The organism is Candidatus Poribacteria bacterium (genome assembly GCA_021295755.1).
Taxonomy (GTDB): domain Bacteria; phylum Poribacteria; class WGA-4E; order WGA-4E; family PCPOR2b; genus PCPOR2b.
In genome coordinates, this window is sequence record JAGWBT010000103.1 from 19,967 (window position 1) to 41,673 (window position 21,707).

Sequence of the window (21,707 nt, forward strand, 5' to 3'; positions counted from 1 at the left end):
TGTCCTTGTTGATAGCGCAATTACCGTTCCTAAAGGACGAAAGAATACTCGTCCTTTAGGGCGGGGAGTATGTCAAAGAACCCAATGCTTTAGCTTTGAGAGATAGACTAACTGTATTCCCGATTCCTTTGCGTTGAGATAACGTTTACAGAATCGTGGATTCATGGTTTGGTACGCATCAGTGCGATACAACCAAACCGGAGGTTTCGTAAGGGCTTGCCTTCTCCCTCAAGAGCCGGAGATAGGGACAACCCAACGAAACCAACCCCTTGTATTTACAAGGGTTTCGTGGTTAATATGGTTTGTAATCACTAGGGATAAAAACCGGGATTACAATGTTTTCTTGTAAATGTGGGCAGAACACTGTCCATGGCACGCTTCTCAGTCCTAACTTTGCATCGGGAAGGCGCCGTCAAACTACCTTTGAATAGCAAATGTTATTAATAACAAAATCTCACTAACGAACGGATTTGGAAGAACCTGAATCCTTTAGGTCTGAGAATATGTCAAAGGAGGAATCACTGATGTTTAACTATGTCATTGCAGCACTGTTAGTCATTGTCCTTGTGTTAATACCTATCGTGGGACACACCGCGGCAGACACTGACGGTTTGGTTATCTACCTGCCAATGGATGAGGGGAACGGAAATGTGGCAGAAGATTTGAGCCCCTTGGGGGTAAACGACGGCAAGTTAATTCAGAGTGCCAAGTTTGTTGCCGACGGAAAACACGGCGGCGCAATTGAACTGGATGGTAAAAGCTTTGTAGACATGCCTTGGCATGACTCCATGGATGTTGGGGCCGACGACTTCTCCACAGAGATTTGGTTCAATTATGACGAACAGGCAAATGCTGGAAGTCTAATATGGGGATTCAATGTCGGTGGTGGCGAACCGCAGTTCTGGATCAGAACGCATCCCCCAAATAATATTACATGTCTCTTCTGGGATGGCGTAGAACCTAACGGTCCCATCGTCGAAACACCAAAAGCGTATAACGATGGTCAGTGGCATCATTACGCTTTTGTCCGCAGAGGTGCCACACTCGACATATACGTTGATGGCAGGAAGGTCGGTTCAGGTAAGGGTGACGAAGCTTCTGTCACCAGAAATCAGGCTTTCGGCATCCATCTCGGACAGCGTGTTGATGGGAACAACCCATACACAGGCCTCCTCGACGAATTCCGCTTCTGGACGCGGCAGCTGAGTGAGGAGGAGATTAAGGCAAATATGGAGACAGGACAAGACGCATTCTTATCCGTCAATCCTGCCAACAGCCTTACCACAACATGGGGACAAATTAAAGCCTCACACTAACCACGGGATATATTCCGTGGGTGAAATCAAAGTAGAAATCTGAGAGGGTAATCTTCTTACTATTTCGGTGACAGTCCGTCACTACACAAAGGGGATTGCCCTCTTTGTTTATCAGAACAATTCAAAAAGATTTCCCCCAGATCGCTTTGAGGAGGTAATTGATATGGCAGCCTATCGAGCAGCTGTTATCGGTTGTGGACGGATTGGGAGCACTATCGACGACGAAGACGATGTGCGCCCCCATTTTTTTTACCCAATGGCGCATGCGCCCGGCTACGTCGAAGCAAAGGGAGTGGAATTGGTCGCGGGTGTAGACCTGTTACCGGATCAGTTGGAGGATTTTAAACGCCGTTGGGGTGTCAATGCCCTCTACACCGACTACCGGCAAATGCTTGCCAACGAGAAACCCGACATTGTGAGTGTGACCACCCGGCCTGCGGAACGAGCGGGAGTTGTTATCGGAACGGCAGAAGCAGGTGGGGTAAAGGCAATCTATGCAACTAAGCCGATTGCTCCGAGTCTCGCCGAAGCCGATGCAATGATCGAGGCGTGTAGGAAGCATGGCGTCCTGCTAGTGATTGCCTGTCACCAGAACTGGAGTCCCTGGTTTTTGGCCTGCCTCGAAGCCATTCGAGCGGGAGAGATTGGTAAGCTTACATCAATGCTCTGTAGCTACATGCACGGAGGGCATACACTTTCCCTATTTCGCCTGTTTGCCGGTGCACCCGCCAAGTGGGTCGTTGGACATATCGACAGTGATAACAGGCGGAGCGGCATGATTCTCTACGAAAATGATGTCCGGGGGTTCATCACCACCGGTGGCTGGCATCAATTCGATTTCATTGGAAGCGACGGTTGGCTCTCTTCCCGCAACGAGCACGCCGACTTTGAGATGTGGACCCGCTACCCGGATCGCTCCATAAGTACGCAGACCGGCGAACCTGTTCGCCGGCAGTTTCCAAACCCAAAGCGATTTGTCAGTTCTCAGCAAGCCGCTATTGAAGCACTCGTCAAAGATCTCGACGAAGGCACAGAGACGCTGTGTCCCGGGGAATACGGGCGTGAAGCCCTTGAAATCGGTATCGCGATGCGGGAATCACACCTTCGGGGTGGTGAGAAACTTGAACTACCCCTAGCCGATCGAAGCCTAAGCAGTGGGTAGTCACATCAAACATAATTGCTAACCAATTTAGATCAGGAAGGGGAGAATCAGATGGCTCAACCTATAGGAGAAGCATTTCGAGTTGTCAACGAAAGTGAACCCAAACGTATCTACCGTGCCGCCGTTGTTGGGTGTGGAAGGATGGGCAGCACCATTGACGATGAAGTAATCGGTAATCCACACTATCCTTGGCCCTTTGCCCACGCACCGGGGATGCTTGAAGCAAGAAACGTCGATCTGATTGCCGCTGCGGATGTCGACCAATCAAAACTCGATGATTTCAAACGGCGTTGGGAGGTCGAAGCCCTTTACACCGACTATCGGGAGATGGTCGAAAAAGAGCAACCTGATATTGTGTCCGTGACAACCCGACCCGCGGAACGGGCAGAGGTTACCATCGGCTTGGCAGAGATGGGCGTAAAAGCAATCTTTGCCACCAAGCCAATGTGTCCTAGCCTTGCTGAAGCGGACGCGATGATTGACGCGTGTCAGAAGCACGACACGATTCTGGCAATTGCCTGTCACCTCAACTGGTACAACTGGTATACCAACGCACGACAGGCGATAGCGGACGGAGCAATCGGTGAACTGCGATCGATGATCTGTCATAGCACCTCCAGTCTGTCAAACCTGCACAGCCACACCTTTGCTCTCCTCCGTCTCTTCGCCGGTGCACCCGCCAAGTGGGTTTTTGGTGTGATGGATAGCGACGAAGCAGCAGCGGCAGATCAGGATCTTTCCGGAACCGGATACATCGTTTACGAGAACGGTGTTCGGACATATATGAACAGCCGAACTGACGCTTCAAGGTTTGGGTGGACGCTGGAATTTCTCGGTGACAAAGGACGCATCGTCTCGCGCAATGCCCACGCACAGTTTGAACTCTGGAGTACGCATCCGGAAGACGGCAGCCCCATTCAGTGTCAATTCCCCAATCCTTGGCATCCACGCAGTTCACTGGTGGACGCAATGGAAGGGGTTTGCAAATCTATTGAGATCGGAGAAGAGCGGATCTGTCCGGGGGAGTTTGGCAGAGAGGCTTTAGAGATTGCCATCGGTATGCGCGAATCCCATCGACGCGGCAATGTGCGAGTAGAACTGCCGCTAGAAGACCGGAGTCTGCGGATAGGCTGAAGATACAGAAAACAAGGTATAACGACCTAATACTCCGTTGAATTTGAGGATGGAGATCTGCAGTGTTGAGCAAATTGCTGTCGTGCTCATCCGACAATCGGGGCTAAATTTTTGTCTGCCTAGCTTCTATGGAAGAAGACATGGTGACGAAGAAATCATCGGGAAATACGCTACGTGGAATCGCCATTGGGCTCATCCTGATCCCCTTAAATAGCTATTGGCTTATCCTCTCCAAACAACCCTACCAGTACCAAGCCGTTTCGACAAACATGGCGCTGTTTTTCAACGTCATTTTGTTCATTTTCATCCTCGCCGCTCTGAATCTACTGCTGAGAAAGTACCTGCCTAAAATTTCCCTCTCCCAAAGTGACCTGATTGTCGTCTACGCGATGTTGAGTATTGCATCAGCCATAAGTGCAACTGACATGATGCAGACGCTCGCCCCCATCATAGAACACGCCTTCGGATTTGCAACTATTGAGAACGATTGGGGGACCCTTTTTCACAAATACATCCCCACTTGGATAACGGTAAGTGACAAGAGGATATTGGAACCCTACTACAAAGGTGATTCCAGTCTGTACACCCTCCGGTATATTGAGGGATGGTTTGTGCCTGCATTGTCGTGGGTCAGTTTTACAGTTGTCTTGGTTTTCGTGATGCTCTGCATCAATGTAGTCATAAGGAGGCAGTGGGTTGAGGAAGAAAAACTCAGCTATCCCATAATCCAGTTGCCACTCGAAATGACAAAGGTTGGGGAGGGCTTTTTCACTAACAAGCTGATGTGGCTTGGATTTGCAGTTGGTGGTGGTATCAGCCTTGTCAACGGACTCAGTTACCTCTATCCCGTAATACCCGACCTCGGTTTCAACCCTTACCGCCACAATATTGGTGCCTATCTAACAGAAAAGCCGTGGAATGCCGTCGGCTGGATGCCCGTAGGGCTTGTCCCTTGTATTGCGGGGCTTGCCTTCTTTATGCCTTTGGATATGTCCTTTTCCTGCTGGTTTTTCTATCTATTCTGGAAAACCCAGAAAGTTGTTGGAAGCATGATAGGTTTTCGTGGGGTCGCTGGACTGAGTGGCTCCTTCTATCTCGCACAACTGAACCAGCAGACCTTTGGAGGCGCTATGGGGATAGCCGTAATTGCGCTCTGGTTGAGTCGAAGGCATCTCGTGCGCGTTTTCAAGACAATCATCGGTAAAACAGGAATTGATGATTCTCATGAACCGATCCGGTACAGATGGGCACTCTGCGGAATCCTCGGTGGGATGGCTTTCATCACCCTATTTTGCTACAGAGCTGGGATGTCGGTAGGGGTCATTCTGCTTTTCTTTCTGCTATACCTTGCCTTCTCAATAGCTATCACCCGAATACGCGTGGAATTTGGGACCCCCATACACGACTTTGCTTATGGCGATCCACCAATCATGATGGTCAATGCGCTTGGCACACGAAGTATTGGTGCCGCTAATTTAACGATACTGTCCTTTTTCTTTTACTTCAACCGAACCTACCGGCCACATCCAATGCCGCACCAACTTGAATCCTTCAAACTCGCACATGAAGCCAGACTAAATAATAGAATTTTACTCTCCGCCATACTCATAGCGATGGTATTCAGTGCGTCTATATTCTTCTGGATCTATCTGCATATCGGATATCAGGAGGGTGGAAGTTCACTGATGCGTTTTGCTGCAGATGGTTTTCGTCGGCTTGAGCAGTGGCTCACCTTTCCTACAGAAGGTAGGACAAGTGACCTAGCTAGCATGATCACCGGGTTTGTGAGCGTCATCTTCCTCATGGCAATGCGGATAAGATTTCTGTGGTGGGGGCTTCACCCCGCAGGATACGTTATATCAGCTGGCTATGCAATAAACCCCTTCTGGTTTTCCATCTTCCTTAGCTGGTTCGCCAAATGGATTATTCTCAAGTACGGCGGATTGAAGGGACACCGCCGAGCGATATATTTTTTCCTCGGTTTAACTTTAGGAGAATTCACGCTTGCCAGTTTCTGGAGTATATTGGGTGTTATACTTAGCAGACGAATGTACGGATTCATATATTAATCTAACGTAAGTTGCCAGTTATTGAAAATTCATCAACCGTCTTGTAGGGGCGGGGTTTCCCCGCCCAACGGGTTGGGGAACCCAACCCCTACCGATTTTGGAGAATCGTTCAAATGTAGGGGCAGGTCTTGTACCTGCCCAAAACGCAGACAGTTCTCCGGCCATAGGGCAACCACAAGTTTCTTAATCCCGATTTCATCGGGGCACACCAAAGTTGATTTAATCTGTCAAATGTCAACAGAGATTAGAAATTTTTGAGAATTTTGTGGTATAATTTATCCATCAATATAGCGACGACGACAACGTAAACAGGAGATGATAACCGATGACCGACTACCGATTCAAAATTGGAATGTTCCTTCAAATGACAGGCTTACCTTTTGACCAAGAACTTGCCCTCGCGGAGGAACTCGGTGCAAAGTATGGTTGGTTCACTGACCTAGATTGGGCAATCGGCGGCAAAGTAACCGATGCCAGCGTCGATAGGCTTGGTGAGCGGGCTGCCCGGCACGGAGTCAAGCTGTTTATGATGGGTGCCGGTGGTGCTTTTGGTCATATCCACTTGGCAGATCTAGAGTTGGAAACGCTGCAGGATCATCCTGAATTTCGCAAAGATTTCAACCTCCTCACTCAGAGCATGCGAGCTGCAAACCGTCTCGGCGCAGATTCGGTGTTGGCTTACACTTTCGCTTGGCCCGGCGAATATTCAGCCGGCAAGCCGACATGGCCCATGCGTTGGCTGACGCGGGGAGGTATCATCGCCGACGTTGACATGGAAAAATTGGTCAAAATATTCACGATCGTGGCAGATCAAGCTGAAAAATACGAAATTGATGTTGTCCTCGCCAACTTGCCGTGGCACTATACTAACACCACCAGCCACTGTCGCGCTCTGGTTGAACGGGTCGGCTCCGAGCGAATTAAAATTATGTGGCATCCGTCCGATAATCTGACCGCCGGGGAATTGGATTCGGCGACAGCAGGCTTTATGAATGTGTGCCCTTGCGCGTCAACGATGGCTTAAAACTTGATTTTGAGTACTGCCCTTTGGGCGAAGGTCATGTCAATTACCTGACAGTACTGCGCAATCTCCGCGACCACCGCTGTGATGTCGTTTTTGCAGTCGCCACACACTACCTCCCACCGAATGGCTCTGGCGCAGACGCGATGCGAATTAACTTTGCTAATCTCAAGCCGCTTATTGAACAAGTCGAGGCAGGTGGGTAAAGAAGACACCGTAGGCTATTATAGCGGCAAATTTGTACATTCCGGCTTATCACCAAACTGAAAGGAAACACGCTGTATGAACAATGACGCAGATCAACGAAAGATTAATTGGTATAGACCACAGATTGACCGTGAAGTGTTTAAATCTCTTAACCAACGCAGCGACTGGAAAGGAATGCTCCAAACCCTCGGTCATCTCGGATTGCTCGCGTTGACAGGAACTGGTGCTTTCTATGCCGCAGCGCACCTACCCCTGCCGGTATTACTGTTGATTCTATTCCTCCATGGAACCATGTGGGCATTTCTCCTGAACGGGTTTCATGAACTATGCCACAACTCGGTTTTCAAGACAAGATTCCTGAATGTCTTCTTCCTGCGAATCTTCAGTTTTCTTGGTGCGTATAACCATGTTCGGTTTTGGGCGAGCCACTCCGAGCATCATAAATATACCCTGCACCCTCCGGATGATTATGAAGTCGTGTTCCCGGTAAAATTGACATTCACCGGCTTCCTCAAAAGTGCAGTTGTGAACCCATGGGGGTTCTACGCCCGGTGGAAGTCAATTATTCGACTCAGTCTCGGCAAGTTGGAGGATCACGAAGCAACAGTTATGTTCCCTGAATCAGACATGGATAAACGACAGGAGTTATTCAACTGGGCTCGCACCCAACTCGTGGGTCATGCCCTAATTATTGGCATCTCGCTCTACTTCGGTCTCTGGCTAGTGCCCGTCCTTATCACGCTGGCTCCGGCATACGGCGGCTGGCTCCTTTTCCTCTGCAACACCACTCAGCATGTAGGGCTTACGGACAATGTGCCGGATTTCCGGCTCTGCTGTCGGACAATTACCCTTAATCCGCTGGTTCAGTTCCTATACTGGCACATGAATTTTCACATAGAACACCATATGTATGCCGCAGTTCCATGCTACAACCTAGGGAAATTGCACAAGCTAATTAAACATGAACTTCCGCATTGTCCGACCGGTCTTTATGAAACTTGGAAGGAGATTATTACAATCCTAAAGATACAGGAGACGGATCCGGAATATCAGTACACGCCTGAATTGCCGGCACCGTTAGAGGCTTGACCTAAACTTGAGAGAGGACCTAATGAACAACACCCTTCAAGAATGTTACAAATACTATGTAGATCTCCGCGAAGATATGAATCAGTGGCTGAAACAGAGCATGGCGCTAGATCCACCCGGACCAAACGGCGGCGGCGAAGATGAAGCCAATTACGCCCTAGCGTGGTTTCCGCACTACCTTGTGACCGGCGATAAAACCGTTTTGAAACATTTCGGTGACCTGAAATCCGCATTGGCGGGTTGGGTTGAGCGAGAGTGTCTGCACGGCTATGAACCAGAGGCGGAAGCACACCACGGCACGGAGCCGTTTCTGTTATTCCTACCGCGATACATAGATCTTGTGCCGGACGATCAGGAAGCGCGTTCGATGCTGATGGATGCCGCCGAACATATCGGAAATTGGGTAGAGGAGATTCCCGCTTGGTACGACTATGACCGTGACACGTTTTGCGGCTACTACATCGGCAGCCGAACAGTCCATAACGACGCAGACACAGCATACGAGCTTGCCGAACACTTCCGATTTATCCATATCGCCCTTGCAGCATATCGGATTACGGGGGAAGAGCGTTACCTCGACTGGTCGTTGCGATACGGTCAGAAACGTGCCGAGCGGCTCATCACAGCCGAATCGCCAATGCCGCTGCTTTGGGATTTGGACGGAAATGGCTTGGGCGAAGCAGAAGTCGAAGAAAGAAATCTACACCGGATAGCCGCTCACAGCACACATCACCTCTCAAGCGATCCGTTGGCAGGAATTGAAAATCTGCTCGCCTCCGGTGCGATCTATGCGTTGGGAGACCTCTACCATCTGTCGGGAGAAACGGCTTTCAAAGATGCTGCAAAGCGAATTGTCGAACCACTCGTTGAATCCGTACTTGACCCGTACCACGACCCCGCTGCCGCTGCAATCAGTTACTACCGCCGGACATTTCAGGACACTACTTTTGATCAGCCTCTTCGCGCTCAGCTAGCTGCTGGGATGCCTCCTTCACCGGAACACCTTGCGCTCATCTTTCCGCAGGAGGTCCGGCGACGGGAGCATGGTGTTGGTCGCCGGGCAGATATGGCGTATTGGGGCGAATGGTCCGACGACGGTTCGGTGCAGCCAATCCGGGAACCATCGACAGCAGCCATGACCCTCGCTTACCAACTCAGCGGTAACCCGGAGTTTGCGACGCGGGCATTCCGAAGCGCATCCACACGCCTGAAGATAGCGAGGAGAGTGCTTCGCGGCGGCAGGGAACACGCGGATATGGGCGGCGCCGTCTGCTCGGTTGCAGTGGGACATGGACGGAATTGGGGACACGGAGTTGTTACCTCGTGCTATGGCCCGCTTCTGCTCGGTACGCGTGAAATCCAGAGCGCGGTTGTGCCGATGTTGGAAGTGCGGACGGAGGCTGGTGAGCATTGCCTACCCCAGAATCTCCTATCACTGCTACGACCACCTATGGAGGGTTACGGGGATGTGGTATTCTATAACGGAAGCGATTCAACGCTATCCTTTTCTTGGCGACCAAAAGTGAAAACGGATGCAGATTCCGATTGGTGTGACTTACAGATTGAATCAGGAAAAATCGAGCGGGTGAGTTTGAGTCAAACCTAGCGTGCTCTTTCAAACCCACCATTCGTAAAGTAAAAGGGGCTGGTCAAGGAGATGTAGTCATGGTTATCGTCATGAAGGCTGGAGCGGAACAAGGACATATTGACGCTGTCATCGCTCAAATCAGGGCACTCAACTACACATCCCACCCGATTCAGGGGACAGAGCGCACCGTCATTGCGGCGATTGGGGACGAACGCGGCAAGCATGAGCTGCAGCAGTTGGAGTCAATGCGTGGTGTCGATAAGGTTGTACCAATCCTAGAACCGTATAAGCTTTCAAGCAGCGAGATTCGACCCGGTGAGAGAACAAAGATACAAATCGGAGATGTTGAAATCGGCGGCGACACGTTAATCCTGATGGCTGGACCTTGCTCTGTTGAAAGTCGGGAGCAGATTTTGGAATCAGCGGAAGTCGTCAAAGAGTCTGGCGCACAGATCCTGCGGGGCGGAGCGTTCAAACCGCGCACATCACCGTATAGCTTTCAGGGACTTGGGGAGGAAGGACTGCAATACCTCGCCGAAGCGCGGGACAAAACGGGACTCTTGATTATCACAGAGCTGATGGATAGCCACGACCTCCGGCTTGTTGAGCAATACACCGACATTATCCAAATCGGCGCACGGAATATGCAGAACTACGGACTCCTCTCACGCCTCAGCGAAACGAAAAAGCCTGTGATGCTCAAACGGGGTATGATGTCGGAAGTCAACGAACTCCTGCTTTCGGCAGAATATATTCTCTCCGAAGGGAATTACAGCGTCATCCTGTGTGAGCGGGGCATCCGTACCTTTGAAACGGCGACCCGGAACACCTTTGACCTGAACGCAATTCCGGTAATCAAGAAGATGAGTCATCTGCCCATCATCGCCGATCCGAGCCACGGGACGGGACATTGGGAATATGTCAATCCAATGGCGAAAGCTGCGGTTGCCGCAGGGGCGGACGGACTGATGATCGAAGTGCATCCGGATCCTGAAAACGCATTGTCCGATGGAGCGCAATCGCTCCGCCCAGACAAATTCCGGCAATTGGTCTCGGAACTCAAACCGTTCATCGAAGCGAGTGGACGGACATTTTAGCCCACTTACGACTAGCCGGGCGAATTGATTTTCCTTCGCTTATGTTAGAAAATCGTACAACAGAAACTGAGTTAGTTCATCAATGAACCAATGTACTAATGAACCAATGACTTTCACGTTTCACGTATTTCTCTCTTGTTATTCATCCTAACTTCTGGTAACATGGTAACAACATTTCACAGATATGGAGGACTGAATCAATGGCACTACCAAGAATGGTTCGTATAAAACAACATTTTGATGCCCCCGTCGTCGCAGATCTGCCCGCAGCGGTTAAAGAGGAATTGGATCAGATCGGCACGGCGTCAATTATCGGCAAAGGGGATAGTGTTGCCATCGGTGGCGGCAGCCGCGGTGTTGCGAACATCGCCGTCGTCATTAAAGCAACAGCAGAATACCTCAAGGACATCGGTGCAAAACCGTTTGTTGTGCCAGCAATGGGGAGCCACGGCGGCGCAACCGCGGAAGGGCAGCGAGCCGTGCTAGAGCATTACGGTGTTACCGAAGAGACGGTCGGTGTACCAATCAAGGCAACGATGGAAGTCGTCGAAATTGGTCAAACCGCCGACGGGTTGCCGGTATTCCTTGATACCCACGCCGCCAACGCAGATCACATTGTTCCAGTCAATCGGATCAAAGCACACACCGATTTCAGAGGCACGGTTGAGAGCGGCACCCTGAAGATGTTAACGATCGGGTTCGGCAAGCAGCACGGTGCAAATATGTATCACCGCGCCTTCTTCCACTATGGATTTGAGCATATCATCCGGACAGTTACCGGCTTGCTCATAGATGCTGGGAAAGTTGGTTTTGGCGTTGGACTGGTCGAAAACGCACACGAACAGACCGCGAAGGTCGCTGCCATGCGCGCCGACGAAATCATGCGTCGTGAACGCGAACTCCTCGTCGAATCCAAATCGCTGATGGGACGTCTTCCGTTTGATGCCTTTGACCTTCTAGTCGTGGATTGGATGGGCAAGAATATCAGCGGGACAGGCATGGATACAAACATCATCGGTCGTATGATGCAGATCCTTGAGCCAGAGCCAGAGAAGCCAGCGATCGTGCGCATCTTCGTCCGAGATCTGACCGACGATAGCGACGGTAACGCAACAGGCGTTGGATTGGCAGACTTCACCACGACGCGCCTCGTAGAAAAGATGGATCGGCACGCAACCTACATGAATGGCATCACCGGAATGGGACCTCAGAAATCGAAAACGCCCTTCTATTACGATACAGACCGGGAGGCTATTGAGATCGCACTGAACACAGTTGGACTGACTCCGCCTGAAGAGGCAAAAGTGGTGCGAATTGAAAGCACCCTCGGTCTAGCAGAGGTGGACATCTCCGAAGCCTTACTCGAAGATGCAAAACTCCGCACCGATCTGGAGGTCACCGGCGAACTGGAACCACTCGCATTCGATGCCAACGGTAACCTACCGCCGTTCCATGAAGAGTGATACGCCCTCTATCAGAAGGCTGTCATGACCACTGCTGAAAGAATTCACGAACAAGTTCAGAGATTACCTGAACCATTACAAGCAGAAGCATTGGATTTTATTGAATTTCTAATGCAGCGCCAAAGTATGCGAAAAGAGGATTCGGATTGGACGCGTTTCTCATTAGCTACCGCGATGCGTGATATTGAAAACGAAGATGTGCCAATCTATGATGAATCCGATTTGAAGGAGAGGTGGGTGTGAAAAGGGCAGGACAGATTGTTCTGTTCAATTTTCCACAGACCGACTTAGGTGTTGGAAAACCACGTCCTGCACTCCTGCTGGCACAACTTCCCGGCAATTATGAAGACTCTCCAGACTTTGTCCGGTCCGGTCTAAAAACCGCGAGCGTTATCCGTACAACTCGTCTCGCTGTAGTTTCAGGAGCGATTTTGATTGGAACAATAGGCGAAATTTCTCCGGACCGGTTGATGCTAGTGAAGAATAACTTGGGAGACTAGATAAAGAACGTTCAAAACCGGTAAAAATGGCAACAAAGAGGAGGATTGCTTGAAGCGTATAATTGTTGGGATAACGGGGGCGAGTGCCGTCATCTACGGTGTGCGTCTGTTGGAGATCCTCACCCGATGTGACGGCTATGAAATCCACCTGACGATTTCCGACTCCGGCGCAAGGGCGTTGTGGGAAGAGCTACAACTCCGCGTAGATCTGGACAATTTCCGCCTTGAATCCCTAATCTCCTATTCGTCAGATCAGGTGATTTATCACCATCAGTCCGACATCGGAGCGTCGATTGCCAGCGGTTCCTTTCGCACTGTGGGGATGGTCGTTGCACCGTGCAGCATGGGGACTATCGGCGCAATAGCGGCGGGCATTTCTCGAAACCTTATCCAGCGCGCCGCCGATGTCTGCATCAAAGAACGGCGCAAACTAGTCCTCGTGCCACGAGAAACACCGCTCAGTCCCATCCATCTCGAAAATATGCTCAAGCTGTCCCAACTTGGTGTGGTGGTGCTGCCTGCTATGCCGGGTTTTTACCACTTCCCCAAGACGGTTGATGATATGATTAATTTCGTCATCACGAAGACCCTTGATCAGTTTGACATTGATACAGATCTCATCCAGCGGTGGAAGGAAGATCCCTAATTGTAGTAGGCACACTCTGTGTGCCGTAACTCCGCGAACAAGGTTGCTGACCTCGCTCATTCACAGCATCTAATTAATTCCAAAATCCACCATAGGTGGAATCAGGAGTTGGCCATGAAACTAGCTATCTGCAACGAAATGTTTGAGGATTGGGGGGTCGAAGATGTCTTTCTGTGTGCTGCTAAACTCGGCTACGATGCGGTGGAAATCGCCCCTTTCACGCTCGCGGAATCGGTGGTAGACATCAGCCAAACCGAAAGAGATCGCATCCGCAAAGCGGCGGATACAGCAAACGTTGAAATCGCCGGACTGCATTGGCTGCTGGTCTCACCAAAAGGGTTGCATGTCAATCACCCCAATGGAGATATCCGCGAGAAAACACGGGACTATTTTTTTGCACTGATTTCATGTTGCGCTGATTTGGGTGGGAAGATTATGGTCATCGGTTCACCCAACGAACGCAACGTACTGGATCCACTGACACCAGAGCAGGCGTGGGACTACGCCCAAGACACCTTCGCAGCGTGTGCAGAATTTGCTCAAGAACAGGATGTCATTTTGTGCATGGAACCGTTGGCAAGCCAACATACAAATTTTATCAGTACACCGGCGGCAGCGGTGGAGATGGTCAAAGCGGTCGATAACCCGAATTTTCAAATCATCCTTGATGTAACGAGTACAGCAGCCGAAAACTTGGACATGCCCACACAGATCCGCAAATACGCCGAACACGTGGCACATTTTCACACCAACGACGATAACGGATATCTTCCCGGTTCCGGTAATGTGGATTATCCACCAATTATCGAGGCATTGAAGGAAATCCATTACACCGGCTATCTTTCGACCGAGGTCTTCAATTTTGAGCCGGATCCAGAGACAATTGCACGCCGAAGCATCGAGTTTTTGCAGCCGTTGGTTGGGTGAGAACACCGCATCGGAATTTTCTTGACACCGAAACTGGCATTATGATATGCTTTACGTAATCTGACAAGTAGGATGCTGAAAGGTACTATGCAAACCCTGAACCGACAACCACAATTTCAAATCGCATCTCATCATTGGCATTGGTGGCATCGTGTTGAGGGGAGCAGTGTGCCTTTGCTGAGATAAACCTTTGGATTCATATCTATAAAGCAAAGCCGTAGGCATACGAACCCCGTTGTCTACGGCTTTTTTTATGCCTATTTTCTGTTAAGCAAGGAGCAAAAATGGAAATTCTAAATCAGCTCAAAACCGATCAGAACGGTTTAATTCCTGCCATTATACAGGATGACGAAAACAAAGAGGTCCTCATGGTTGGCTATATGAACCGTGAGGCTGTGCGGAAGACATTAGAATTAGGGCGTGTCTGCTTCTGGAGCCGCTCCCGCCAAGAATATTGGATTAAGGGGGAGACTTCGGGGCACACGCAGACCGTGCGAACGGTCGCCTTTGATTGCGATGGTGATGCGCTACTAATCAAAGTCGAACAGAAAGGTGGGGCGTGCCACACCGGCTTCCGTTCCTGCTTCTTTCGGGAAGTCTCCCCCGATGGCAACTCTACGCGCATCGCTGGTGAAAAGGTTTTTGACCCAGATGCAGTATACTGATAGTTTTTAAGGAGACTTCCATGTATTACCCAAACCTAGAAGATTTTAGAGAAAAAGCGCAACACGGAAATTTGATTCCTGTCTACAAAACTATACTAGCGGATATGGAAACACCTGTGTCCGCGTTTTACAAAATCGGAGGAAGTAACCACGCCTTCTTGTTGGAGAGCGTCGAAGGCGGCGAACATGTCGCTCGGTATTCGTTTCTCGGCAGTGACCCATCAATCCTACTCAGAGGCAAGGGCAATCTGGTCCGGATTGATGACCTCCGCACCGGAGAAACCGTTGAACAGGAAACGGAAGACCCGCTAGAGGTACTTGAAGAGTTAATGACTCGATACCAACCCGTCGAGGTCGAGGGATTGCCGCGGTTTCACGGTGGGGCAGTCGGCTACCTGAACTACGACATGGTGCGTTACGTCGAGGAACTCCCCGACACTACCGAAGATGATAGAGAACTACCCGATTGCTTTTTCATGGTCACCGATACGCTGCTTGTGTTTGACCATGTGAATCATCAGATCAAGGTGGTCGCGAACGCTCACATCAATGGCAATGCTGACCAAGCCTATGAACAAGCACTTGATCGGATCGACGAGCTGATTGCTAAACTCAAGCAGCCGTTGTTGATGAATTATACGAACAAGCCGGCTGCAAGTCCAAGCGGTGTGCCTGTCACTTCAAACTTTACGAAGGAAGATTACCATCAGGTTGTCCTTCGGGCGAAGGAGTATATCGCTGCAGGAGACATTATTCAGGTTGTGCCATCGCAACGTTTCACTGTGCCGATATCGGTCGATACATTCGATGCGTATCGCGCTTTGCGTACCGTGAAAAGTTTGATGAACTCCAGATCGCTGGCGCCTCGCCGGAGATGATGGTGCGCGTTGAAGACGGTGTTGCGGAGATGCGACCAATCGCAGGGACCCGTCCGCGTGGAGCGACTCCAGCCGAAGATGAGGTATTGGGGACGGAACTGCTTGCCGATCCGAAGGAACGAGCAGAGCATGTCATGCTCGTTGACCTCGGACGCAACGACTTGGGGCGTGTTTGCGAATACCACACTGTACGCGTGAGCGAGATGATGGTAATCGAACGGTACTCACATGTGATGCACATCGTCTCACATGTTATCGGAGAATTGCGCGAGGGGCAAACCCCCTACGACGTGATTCGCGCCTGCTTGCCCGCTGGAACGCTATCCGGTGCCCCCAAGATCCGGGCGATGGAGATTATCGATGAACTTGAACCGACGCGGCGGGGACCGTACGGCGGAGCCGTCGGCTACTTCAGTTTCTCTGGCAATGCGGATACTGCAATCACAATCCGCACACTTGTCGTCAAAAATGGTATTGCCTACGTCCAAGCGGGCGGTGGCATCGTCGCAGACTCTGTGCCTGAAACGGAGTACGAGGAAACGGTCAACAAGGCACGAGCGGTCTTAAGAGCAATTGAAATCGCTGAGGCTGGATTAGAGTAGATCCGAGATAAGGACCTACGGAAACGGTTAGGAGAAGAACCCATGATACTTATGATTGACAATTACGACTCATTCACCTACAACCTCGTGCAATATCTCGGTGAGTTGGGAGCGAACCTCGTTGTCCATCGCAACGACAAAATCACACTTGACCAAATCGAAGATCTCGCACCTGAGAAGATTGTCATATCGCCGGGTCCCTGCACACCGCGGGAAGCGGGGATCTCCTGCGATCTGATCCGTCAATTTGCTGGGCGTGTACCCCTTCTCGGCGTTTGCTTGGGGCATCAGTGTATCGGTGATGTGTTTGGCGGTGATGTCGTCCGCGCCGAACGATTGATGCACGGCAAAACGTCAATGATTCACCACAATGACGAACAGATTTTCGACAACCTCGAAAACCCGTTTGAGGCGACACGTTACCATTCCCTCATTGTGAAAAAGGAGACGCTGCCCGATTGCCTTGAACTCACCGCGTGGACAAACCAGGACGAAATTATGGGATTTCGGCACAAGGACTATCCGATCTGGGGGGTACAGTTCCACCCAGAATCGATCTTGACCAGCGAGGGGAAAAAACTGTTGAAGAATTTCCTAGAGGGGTAGAGGATACTAATCACCACTGTCCTCTATTTGGGGTTGCTGAGTAAATCTTCTGTTCATGTCAAGAGAAAATACGGGTAGCTTAGAGAAACCGAGTTTTTTCGGAAAAACTCGGTTTCTCTAGGTGTCTTACACTTTTTTGTATGAGCCCCGTAGGTTGGACACCAATGAGCAAATTATTTTCACGTTTCACGTTTTTAGCCTTTTGCTAAGTTTCCGCTAATAAGGCACAGTTAATAAGGCACAGTGTTATTAACGTTTTTTGCGGGTTCGCGTTAAAGCGTTTGGTAACACCAAAGATATTATCCAATACTAGGGGAAAGAGCTGTCTATTGTAGTCTCGCGTTCAATTTCCTCCATCGTTTCTTGGAAAGATGAATGCAACCGCCTCATTTGTTGCTGTAAATCGCGTAGCTGTTGGCGTAGTTCATTGACCTCATTAAGTGTTCTTTGATCGGCCTGTCTACCGAGACGCTGTTCAATAAGTTGTGGACGATTCAAATGCAACCGATGGATGTAAAATACCCCTTCAGGCGTCTGTCCAACGAGTTGACCGTTTTGCTCTTCGAGAAGATGCAAGTCCAGCGGATCATCAAGCGGGTGAAGCGAATGTGCGGCGCGTGGACTTCGTGCCAATACGCCCCTTTATGTTGGTTACATCGGGTGCAGCAATAAACGACGTTTTCATTATCATCTGTACCGCCATGTCGCCGTGGGCGATGGTGGTCAATTGTCAATGTCGAACCGACATCGACTTCGTGAACGCCACAATATCCGCAACGGGAGGCATATCGTTTGCGCACTTGCTCACGCCGTTGCTCATCCATGTATCACTTCCCTTCAACGGTGAAGGTGAGTTCCTGTCCGGTGAGACGCCAATACTTATCAGCAAGCAATGTACGCTTTGCTCGCAACTGAGCCAGGTATGAACAAGCATCATCTAAGAGTTGTTGCTGCTCATTGATGATATCTTGTAACTGAGCGACGGTTGACTCAAGTTCCGTCTTTTCTTCAAACGCTTTGGTTTGTAACCGTTGACTCCTTTTTCGTGCCGGTTTCAATGCCTCTGCTTCCTCAGCATCCAGTTCCGCGAAAATAGCATTAAGTTCAGTCCGCTCCTGTTCTGTTAGGGTTCCCTCTGCTTCACGGATTTTTAGCGTGTCTAATCGACACTGTCGGTTTGTGTGTTTCATCGCTGTGTTCTCCTTCCAACATATTGAGGTGTTTACGCCGCCAAACCCTCGTTCAACATCTCAAGAATTGTATCCAACGCATCGTCAAACACTTCATACATTTTGAATGTCCCACCCTTTGCTTGAAACGGTATGTTCTCAAAATCATCCATCTCAATACGTAGCGATGTGGCAATATGGTTTTTTATTATTTCCAGCCATGCCAGCTGTTGTGCTTTTTCTTCGGGATCCATATCTTCTTTATCTGCGGTGAGGTGAAATTATTGTGCAAACGTTGCCGTTATTTTACCTGAAGTCTACCACTGATGTCAAATATTGCACCTACTCTATAGGTTCATTTAGTTTTCGGTTTTCTCCCCGTCTGAGTCGGGATTTGGAAATCCCTCCTGCAGAAGAGCTAAATATCCCGCACCCCTAAAAATAAACTGTTGATCTGCTCCCCCATCTATGGTATCTTATAGCAAAATCATCAGATTTTTCAGGCGGACTTCAAGCGTAAGGAGGCATTCGTATGAGTCAAGTCGGAGCCACACCGATTACTGCCCCGGGCTGGACCGGCAAGCCCAAAAATGGCGTCGCAATTGTCGATTGCGATGTCCATCACAACTTTCGTAATCCTGAACAATTATTGCCGTACCTATCAACATTCAATCAGGAGCATCTGCTAGACCAAGGTTTGCATCTGGGTGGGTATCCCAACATCCCAATTCGGACCAACCGCACAGATCTGAAAGGGCGCATGGAGCCCCAAGATCTTCCGGTAAAGAAAAATACCGGCGGCGATCCACGCGATTTCAATTTCACGCTGGAATTTCTGCAAGAGGAACACCTAGATCCTTGGAATATCGACTACGGGCTGCTGACCGGACCCCCGGTGTTTTACGGATATTCGGGACTGCCCGATCCAGATTGGGCTGCCGCACTGTGCCGGGCATTCAACGATTGGACGATCGAACATTGGCTTGACCGCGACGAGCGTATCGTCAACGCCATTCTTGTTTCACCGTCCGACCCCGCCCAAGCGGTAGAAGAAATCAATCGGTTAGCTAACCGCAAGGACACCGCTGCCGTCATGGTGCCAATGGGGACAAGTATGCCCTTCGGTAATCGCTTCTACCATCCCATCTGGGAGGCGTGCGAGCAGCACGGACTGCCGGTGGTTGCCCACATCGGTGGAGGCGGCGGTGCAACCAGAACCACTCCAACCCCAGTTGGCTATCCCACCTACTATATGGAATCGCGGATGAGCCGACCCACCGTCGCGAGTGCACATGCGACGTCATTGATCTGTGAGGGCGTGTTCGAGAAGTTCCCAGATTTCAAGTTTGCCCTCATCGAAGTCCAGCAGCTCTGGGCGGTTTCTGTGATGTGGCATCTGGATACGGACTGGAAAGCAATCCGTGATCAGACCCCATGGCTCAAACGCCTGCCAAGCGAGTATTTCCGCGAGCACATCCGAATCGGTTCACAGCCGATGCACGAGCCGGAAAAACCGGAGCAGATGTACCAAATGTTGGAGATGCTGCACGCAGACGAAACGCTGATATTCTGCTCAGACTTCCCGCACTTCGACTGGAATGATCCGGTGACGACCTTCCCCAAGCTCAATGACGACCTGCACCACCGAATCTTTGCAGGCAATGCACTCGATATGCTCCGGATAGACACAGGAAATTAGCCATGGCAAGCGTTGTTATCGGTAAAGTGGCGGACATCCCACCGGGTGAACGTAAAATCGTCGTACCGTTCCGGGGCAGGGCTGGCATTGGCGTCTTTAACGTCAACGGATCATTCTACGCTGTCCGCAACATCTGTCCGCACAAGAATGGTCCCCTCTGCACCGGCGAACTCAGCGGTCGGGTTAGTACCGATGCACCCGCCTCCACCCCCGGTTCCACAATCTCCGTCGATGGCTTAGGCGAGGTGCTGCGCTGTCCATGGCATCAGTGGGCGTTCGATATTGCGACGGGACGTTGTCTAGTAGATCCAGAGATACGCGCTAAGACCTATCCAGTTAAGATTAAGGGCAATGATGTTGTGGTCGAATATGAAGACTAAAGCGAGATAGAACTTGATAATTAACCGCTGTTCTAACCTAAGTTGCTAGGGCGTGCTGACGTTTAGATCACTAAAGCCCCAGCGGTGTGACATGTGGTATCCTAACGTACGTGGCTAATCCCGTAGGGGTTGGGTTTCCCAACCCGTCGTTTTTTAGCCCCAGCGGGGCGGCATGTTTATAGCTAGCAGAACACACCGAATATCCCAAAGCCCCAGCGGGGCGACATGTGTGTCGTCGTTTTGGTTATTTCTGATAGGTATGTAGGTTATCTAGGTTCTGTTGACATTTGAGAAATTAATGCATCTCCGCTCCGAGAATCTTCGATGGGCAGGCACAAGTTGCTTTGAATCCCGATCCCATCGGGGACCTGCCCCTACATTGGGTGGAGTCCTTGTAGGGGCAACCCTCGTGGTTGCCCTATTGTAGGTCGATTTTCCAAAATCGACATTTGAGTGTCGAGATATGAATCTCGACCTACACAAGCACAGCAAACCGACAATTACCCCGGTGGTTTAGAACAGATGGAACGGAGATCTCCGTTCCCTACGAATGACTCAGTTCTGTGTCGTGGTAGGGGTTTTCGTATGGAACAACTCTCGGAACGGAGGATCGTTGTTCCATACAACTACTGAAAAATGTCAACACGCCCTAGCAACTTGTGTAATTCTAAGAGAGGCAGCGGCATAAGGAGAAAATCATGTCAGGAAGACTAGAAGGTAAAGTTGCAATTGTCACAGGTGGAAACAGCGGTATCGGTAAAACAACCGCTCAATTCTTTGCCCAAGAAGGCGCAAAAGTCGCCATCATGGCAAGAAGGGTAGAGGAGGGAACTCAAGTTCAGGACGCTATAAACAGCGAGGGAGGCGAAGCTACATTCATCCGTTGCGATGTCTCGGACAGTAGTGCTGTTGATTCGGCGGTCGAAGAAGCTGTTTCAAAATACGGTACAATCAATATCCTCTTCAACAATTCCCCAACGAAGGAGATGAAGGTTGGGATCGGGTAATTAACGTCAACTTGTCCGGCACCTTCTACATGTCGCGAGCGGTCTGGCCCCACATGGTGGAGGCAGGCGGCGGTGCTATAGTGAACAATTCATCTATTGCCGCTGTCATCGGATTTAGCAAGAACATGTATGATATAACTGGCGGGACACCGTCGTCCTCATATTATGTGGCAAAAGCAGGTGTTGAGGCTTTTACTCGGTACACATCGAGTATGGGCGGACAGCATAATATTCGGGTCAACTGCGTGCGTCCTGGCCAAATCCTTACCCCGGGGGCAACCGGTGGCAGAGAACATCACTACTTCAAGCCAATTTTCGATCTGTCTCAGATACTCGACGGTCCGGGTTATCCAGAAGATGTAGCAAATTTAGTGCTTTTCCTTGTTGCCGATGAATCCCGGTTCATAACGGGCGAAATCATAAACATCGATGGTGGAACTCCAAGAAAACTGTAAAAAATCGTTCCCATAGGAGAAAACAGT

The 21,707-nt window shown here is 50.3% G+C and carries 21 protein-coding genes and 2 pseudogenes; 20 read left to right on the forward strand and 3 right to left on the reverse strand.

Annotated features, from left to right (window positions below):
- Positions 1-524: 524 nt before the first annotated feature.
- The 17 genes and pseudogenes from J4G02_15125 (at position 525) to pabA (ending at position 16,970) form a co-directional block, all read left to right on the forward strand.
- Positions 525-1,316, forward strand: coding sequence for a LamG domain-containing protein (locus J4G02_15125; GenBank protein MCE2395900.1), 792 nt, complete (start codon positions 525-527; stop codon positions 1,314-1,316).
- A gap of 163 nt (positions 1,317-1,479) precedes the next feature.
- The gene (locus J4G02_15130) at positions 1,480-2,478 is read left to right on the forward strand and encodes a Gfo/Idh/MocA family oxidoreductase (GenBank protein ID MCE2395901.1); all 999 of its coding nucleotides are present in this window, start codon (positions 1,480-1,482) and stop codon (positions 2,476-2,478) included.
- A gap of 51 nt (positions 2,479-2,529) precedes the next feature.
- Complete coding sequence (locus tag J4G02_15135) at positions 2,530-3,612, forward strand: Gfo/Idh/MocA family oxidoreductase (protein ID MCE2395902.1); 1,083 nt, start codon at positions 2,530-2,532, stop codon at positions 3,610-3,612.
- Positions 3,613-3,752: 140 nt separating this feature from the next.
- Positions 3,753-5,681: a hypothetical protein gene (locus tag J4G02_15140; protein ID MCE2395903.1), complete on the forward strand. Its 1,929-nt coding sequence runs from the start codon at positions 3,753-3,755 to the stop codon at positions 5,679-5,681.
- Positions 5,682-6,006: 325 nt separating this feature from the next.
- Positions 6,007-6,705: a TIM barrel protein gene (locus tag J4G02_15145; protein MCE2395904.1), complete on the forward strand. Its 699-nt coding sequence runs from the start codon at positions 6,007-6,009 to the stop codon at positions 6,703-6,705.
- Positions 6,678-6,908 carry a hypothetical protein gene (locus tag J4G02_15150; GenBank protein ID MCE2395905.1) on the forward strand — a complete coding sequence of 77 codons (231 nt, stop codon included), beginning with the start codon at positions 6,678-6,680 and terminating at the stop codon, positions 6,906-6,908. The genes J4G02_15145 and J4G02_15150 overlap by 28 nt, the downstream gene beginning before the upstream one ends.
- A 76-nt stretch (positions 6,909-6,984) precedes the next feature.
- On the forward strand, positions 6,985-7,998 hold the full coding sequence (locus J4G02_15155; protein ID MCE2395906.1) for a fatty acid desaturase: 1,014 nt from the start codon (positions 6,985-6,987) through the stop codon (positions 7,996-7,998).
- Between the two features lie 22 nt (positions 7,999-8,020).
- Positions 8,021-9,604: a hypothetical protein gene (locus J4G02_15160; protein MCE2395907.1), complete on the forward strand. Its 1,584-nt coding sequence runs from the start codon at positions 8,021-8,023 to the stop codon at positions 9,602-9,604.
- A gap of 59 nt (positions 9,605-9,663) precedes the next feature.
- Positions 9,664-10,683, forward strand: a complete 1,020-nt coding sequence (gene aroF, locus J4G02_15165) for a 3-deoxy-7-phosphoheptulonate synthase (GenBank protein MCE2395908.1) — start codon at positions 9,664-9,666, stop codon at positions 10,681-10,683.
- 200 nt (positions 10,684-10,883) lie between these two features.
- Positions 10,884-12,146, forward strand: a complete 1,263-nt coding sequence (locus J4G02_15170) for a DUF2088 domain-containing protein (protein ID MCE2395909.1) — start codon at positions 10,884-10,886, stop codon at positions 12,144-12,146.
- Between the two features lie 24 nt (positions 12,147-12,170).
- Positions 12,171-12,389, forward strand: coding sequence for a DUF2281 domain-containing protein (locus tag J4G02_15175; GenBank protein ID MCE2395910.1), 219 nt, complete (start codon positions 12,171-12,173; stop codon positions 12,387-12,389).
- Positions 12,386-12,646 (forward strand): type II toxin-antitoxin system PemK/MazF family toxin, encoded by a 261-nt coding sequence (locus J4G02_15180; protein ID MCE2395911.1) that lies wholly within the window; start codon positions 12,386-12,388, stop codon positions 12,644-12,646. The genes J4G02_15175 and J4G02_15180 overlap by 4 nt, the downstream gene beginning before the upstream one ends.
- A 49-nt stretch (positions 12,647-12,695) precedes the next feature.
- On the forward strand, positions 12,696-13,292 hold the full coding sequence (locus J4G02_15185; protein MCE2395912.1) for a UbiX family flavin prenyltransferase: 597 nt from the start codon (positions 12,696-12,698) through the stop codon (positions 13,290-13,292).
- 114 nt (positions 13,293-13,406) lie between these two features.
- Positions 13,407-14,219, forward strand: a complete 813-nt coding sequence (locus J4G02_15190; GenBank protein MCE2395913.1) for a sugar phosphate isomerase/epimerase — start codon at positions 13,407-13,409, stop codon at positions 14,217-14,219.
- Positions 14,220-14,503: 284 nt separating this feature from the next.
- The gene (hisI, locus tag J4G02_15195) at positions 14,504-14,884 is read left to right on the forward strand and encodes a phosphoribosyl-AMP cyclohydrolase (protein MCE2395914.1); all 381 of its coding nucleotides are present in this window, start codon (positions 14,504-14,506) and stop codon (positions 14,882-14,884) included.
- Positions 14,885-14,904: 20 nt separating this feature from the next.
- Positions 14,905-16,364 (forward strand): annotated as a pseudogene (gene trpE, locus J4G02_15200) (anthranilate synthase component I).
- A gap of 42 nt (positions 16,365-16,406) precedes the next feature.
- Entirely contained in the window at positions 16,407-16,970 is a 564-nt protein-coding gene (pabA, locus tag J4G02_15205) for an aminodeoxychorismate/anthranilate synthase component II (GenBank protein MCE2395915.1), read from the forward strand.
- A 494-nt stretch (positions 16,971-17,464) separates the two neighbouring features.
- On the opposite strand, the gene J4G02_15210 is transcribed toward pabA, so the two are convergent.
- From J4G02_15210 to J4G02_15220, 3 genes are read right to left on the reverse strand one after another with little or no spacing between them, the layout of a single operon-like run.
- Positions 17,465-17,794, reverse strand: coding sequence for an HNH endonuclease (locus J4G02_15210; protein ID MCE2395916.1), 330 nt, complete (start codon positions 17,792-17,794; stop codon positions 17,465-17,467).
- Between the two features lie 3 nt (positions 17,795-17,797).
- Positions 17,798-18,160: a hypothetical protein gene (locus J4G02_15215; protein ID MCE2395917.1), complete on the reverse strand. Its 363-nt coding sequence runs from the start codon at positions 18,158-18,160 to the stop codon at positions 17,798-17,800.
- 32 nt (positions 18,161-18,192) lie between these two features.
- A complete protein-coding gene (locus J4G02_15220; protein MCE2395918.1) occupies positions 18,193-18,393 on the reverse strand; it encodes a hypothetical protein in 201 nt (66 codons plus the stop codon).
- Between the two features lie 278 nt (positions 18,394-18,671).
- Between J4G02_15220 and J4G02_15225 the strand changes: the two genes are divergently transcribed.
- From J4G02_15225 to J4G02_15235, 3 genes and pseudogenes are all read left to right on the forward strand, one after another.
- Positions 18,672-19,838, forward strand: a complete 1,167-nt coding sequence (locus J4G02_15225) for an amidohydrolase family protein (protein ID MCE2395919.1) — start codon at positions 18,672-18,674, stop codon at positions 19,836-19,838.
- A gap of 2 nt (positions 19,839-19,840) precedes the next feature.
- On the forward strand, positions 19,841-20,218 hold the full coding sequence (locus J4G02_15230) for a Rieske (2Fe-2S) protein (GenBank protein ID MCE2395920.1): 378 nt from the start codon (positions 19,841-19,843) through the stop codon (positions 20,216-20,218).
- A 698-nt stretch (positions 20,219-20,916) separates the two neighbouring features.
- Positions 20,917-21,680: pseudogene (locus J4G02_15235) on the forward strand (SDR family oxidoreductase).
- Positions 21,681-21,707 lie beyond the last annotated feature (27 nt).

What these genes read in the sequence shown, in the direction of transcription:
- J4G02_15125 (MCE2395900.1), top strand. Translation starts at nt 525, where the DNA reads ATGTTTAACTATGTCATTGCAGCACTGTTAGTCATTGTCCTTGTGTTA.
- J4G02_15130 (MCE2395901.1), top strand. Translation starts at nt 1,480, where the DNA reads ATGGCAGCCTATCGAGCAGCTGTTATCGGTTGTGGACGGATTGGGAGC.
- J4G02_15135 (MCE2395902.1), top strand. Translation starts at nt 2,530, where the DNA reads ATGGCTCAACCTATAGGAGAAGCATTTCGAGTTGTCAACGAAAGTGAA.
- J4G02_15140 (MCE2395903.1), top strand. Translation starts at nt 3,753, where the DNA reads ATGGTGACGAAGAAATCATCGGGAAATACGCTACGTGGAATCGCCATT.
- J4G02_15145 (MCE2395904.1), top strand. Translation starts at nt 6,007, where the DNA reads ATGACCGACTACCGATTCAAAATTGGAATGTTCCTTCAAATGACAGGC.
- J4G02_15155 (MCE2395906.1), top strand. Translation starts at nt 6,985, where the DNA reads ATGAACAATGACGCAGATCAACGAAAGATTAATTGGTATAGACCACAG.
- J4G02_15160 (MCE2395907.1), top strand. Translation starts at nt 8,021, where the DNA reads ATGAACAACACCCTTCAAGAATGTTACAAATACTATGTAGATCTCCGC.
- aroF (MCE2395908.1), top strand. Translation starts at nt 9,664, where the DNA reads ATGGTTATCGTCATGAAGGCTGGAGCGGAACAAGGACATATTGACGCT.
- J4G02_15170 (MCE2395909.1), top strand. Translation starts at nt 10,884, where the DNA reads ATGGCACTACCAAGAATGGTTCGTATAAAACAACATTTTGATGCCCCC.
- J4G02_15175 (MCE2395910.1), top strand. Translation starts at nt 12,171, where the DNA reads ATGACCACTGCTGAAAGAATTCACGAACAAGTTCAGAGATTACCTGAA.
- J4G02_15190 (MCE2395913.1), top strand. Translation starts at nt 13,407, where the DNA reads ATGAAACTAGCTATCTGCAACGAAATGTTTGAGGATTGGGGGGTCGAA.
- hisI (MCE2395914.1), top strand. Translation starts at nt 14,504, where the DNA reads ATGGAAATTCTAAATCAGCTCAAAACCGATCAGAACGGTTTAATTCCT.
- pabA (MCE2395915.1), top strand. Translation starts at nt 16,407, where the DNA reads ATGATACTTATGATTGACAATTACGACTCATTCACCTACAACCTCGTG.
- J4G02_15210 (MCE2395916.1), bottom strand. Translation starts at nt 17,794, where the DNA reads ATGGATGAGCAACGGCGTGAGCAAGTGCGCAAACGATATGCCTCCCGT.
- J4G02_15215 (MCE2395917.1), bottom strand. Translation starts at nt 18,160, where the DNA reads ATGAAACACACAAACCGACAGTGTCGATTAGACACGCTAAAAATCCGT.
- J4G02_15220 (MCE2395918.1), bottom strand. Translation starts at nt 18,393, where the DNA reads ATGGATCCCGAAGAAAAAGCACAACAGCTGGCATGGCTGGAAATAATA.
- J4G02_15225 (MCE2395919.1), top strand. Translation starts at nt 18,672, where the DNA reads ATGAGTCAAGTCGGAGCCACACCGATTACTGCCCCGGGCTGGACCGGC.
- J4G02_15230 (MCE2395920.1), top strand. Translation starts at nt 19,841, where the DNA reads ATGGCAAGCGTTGTTATCGGTAAAGTGGCGGACATCCCACCGGGTGAA.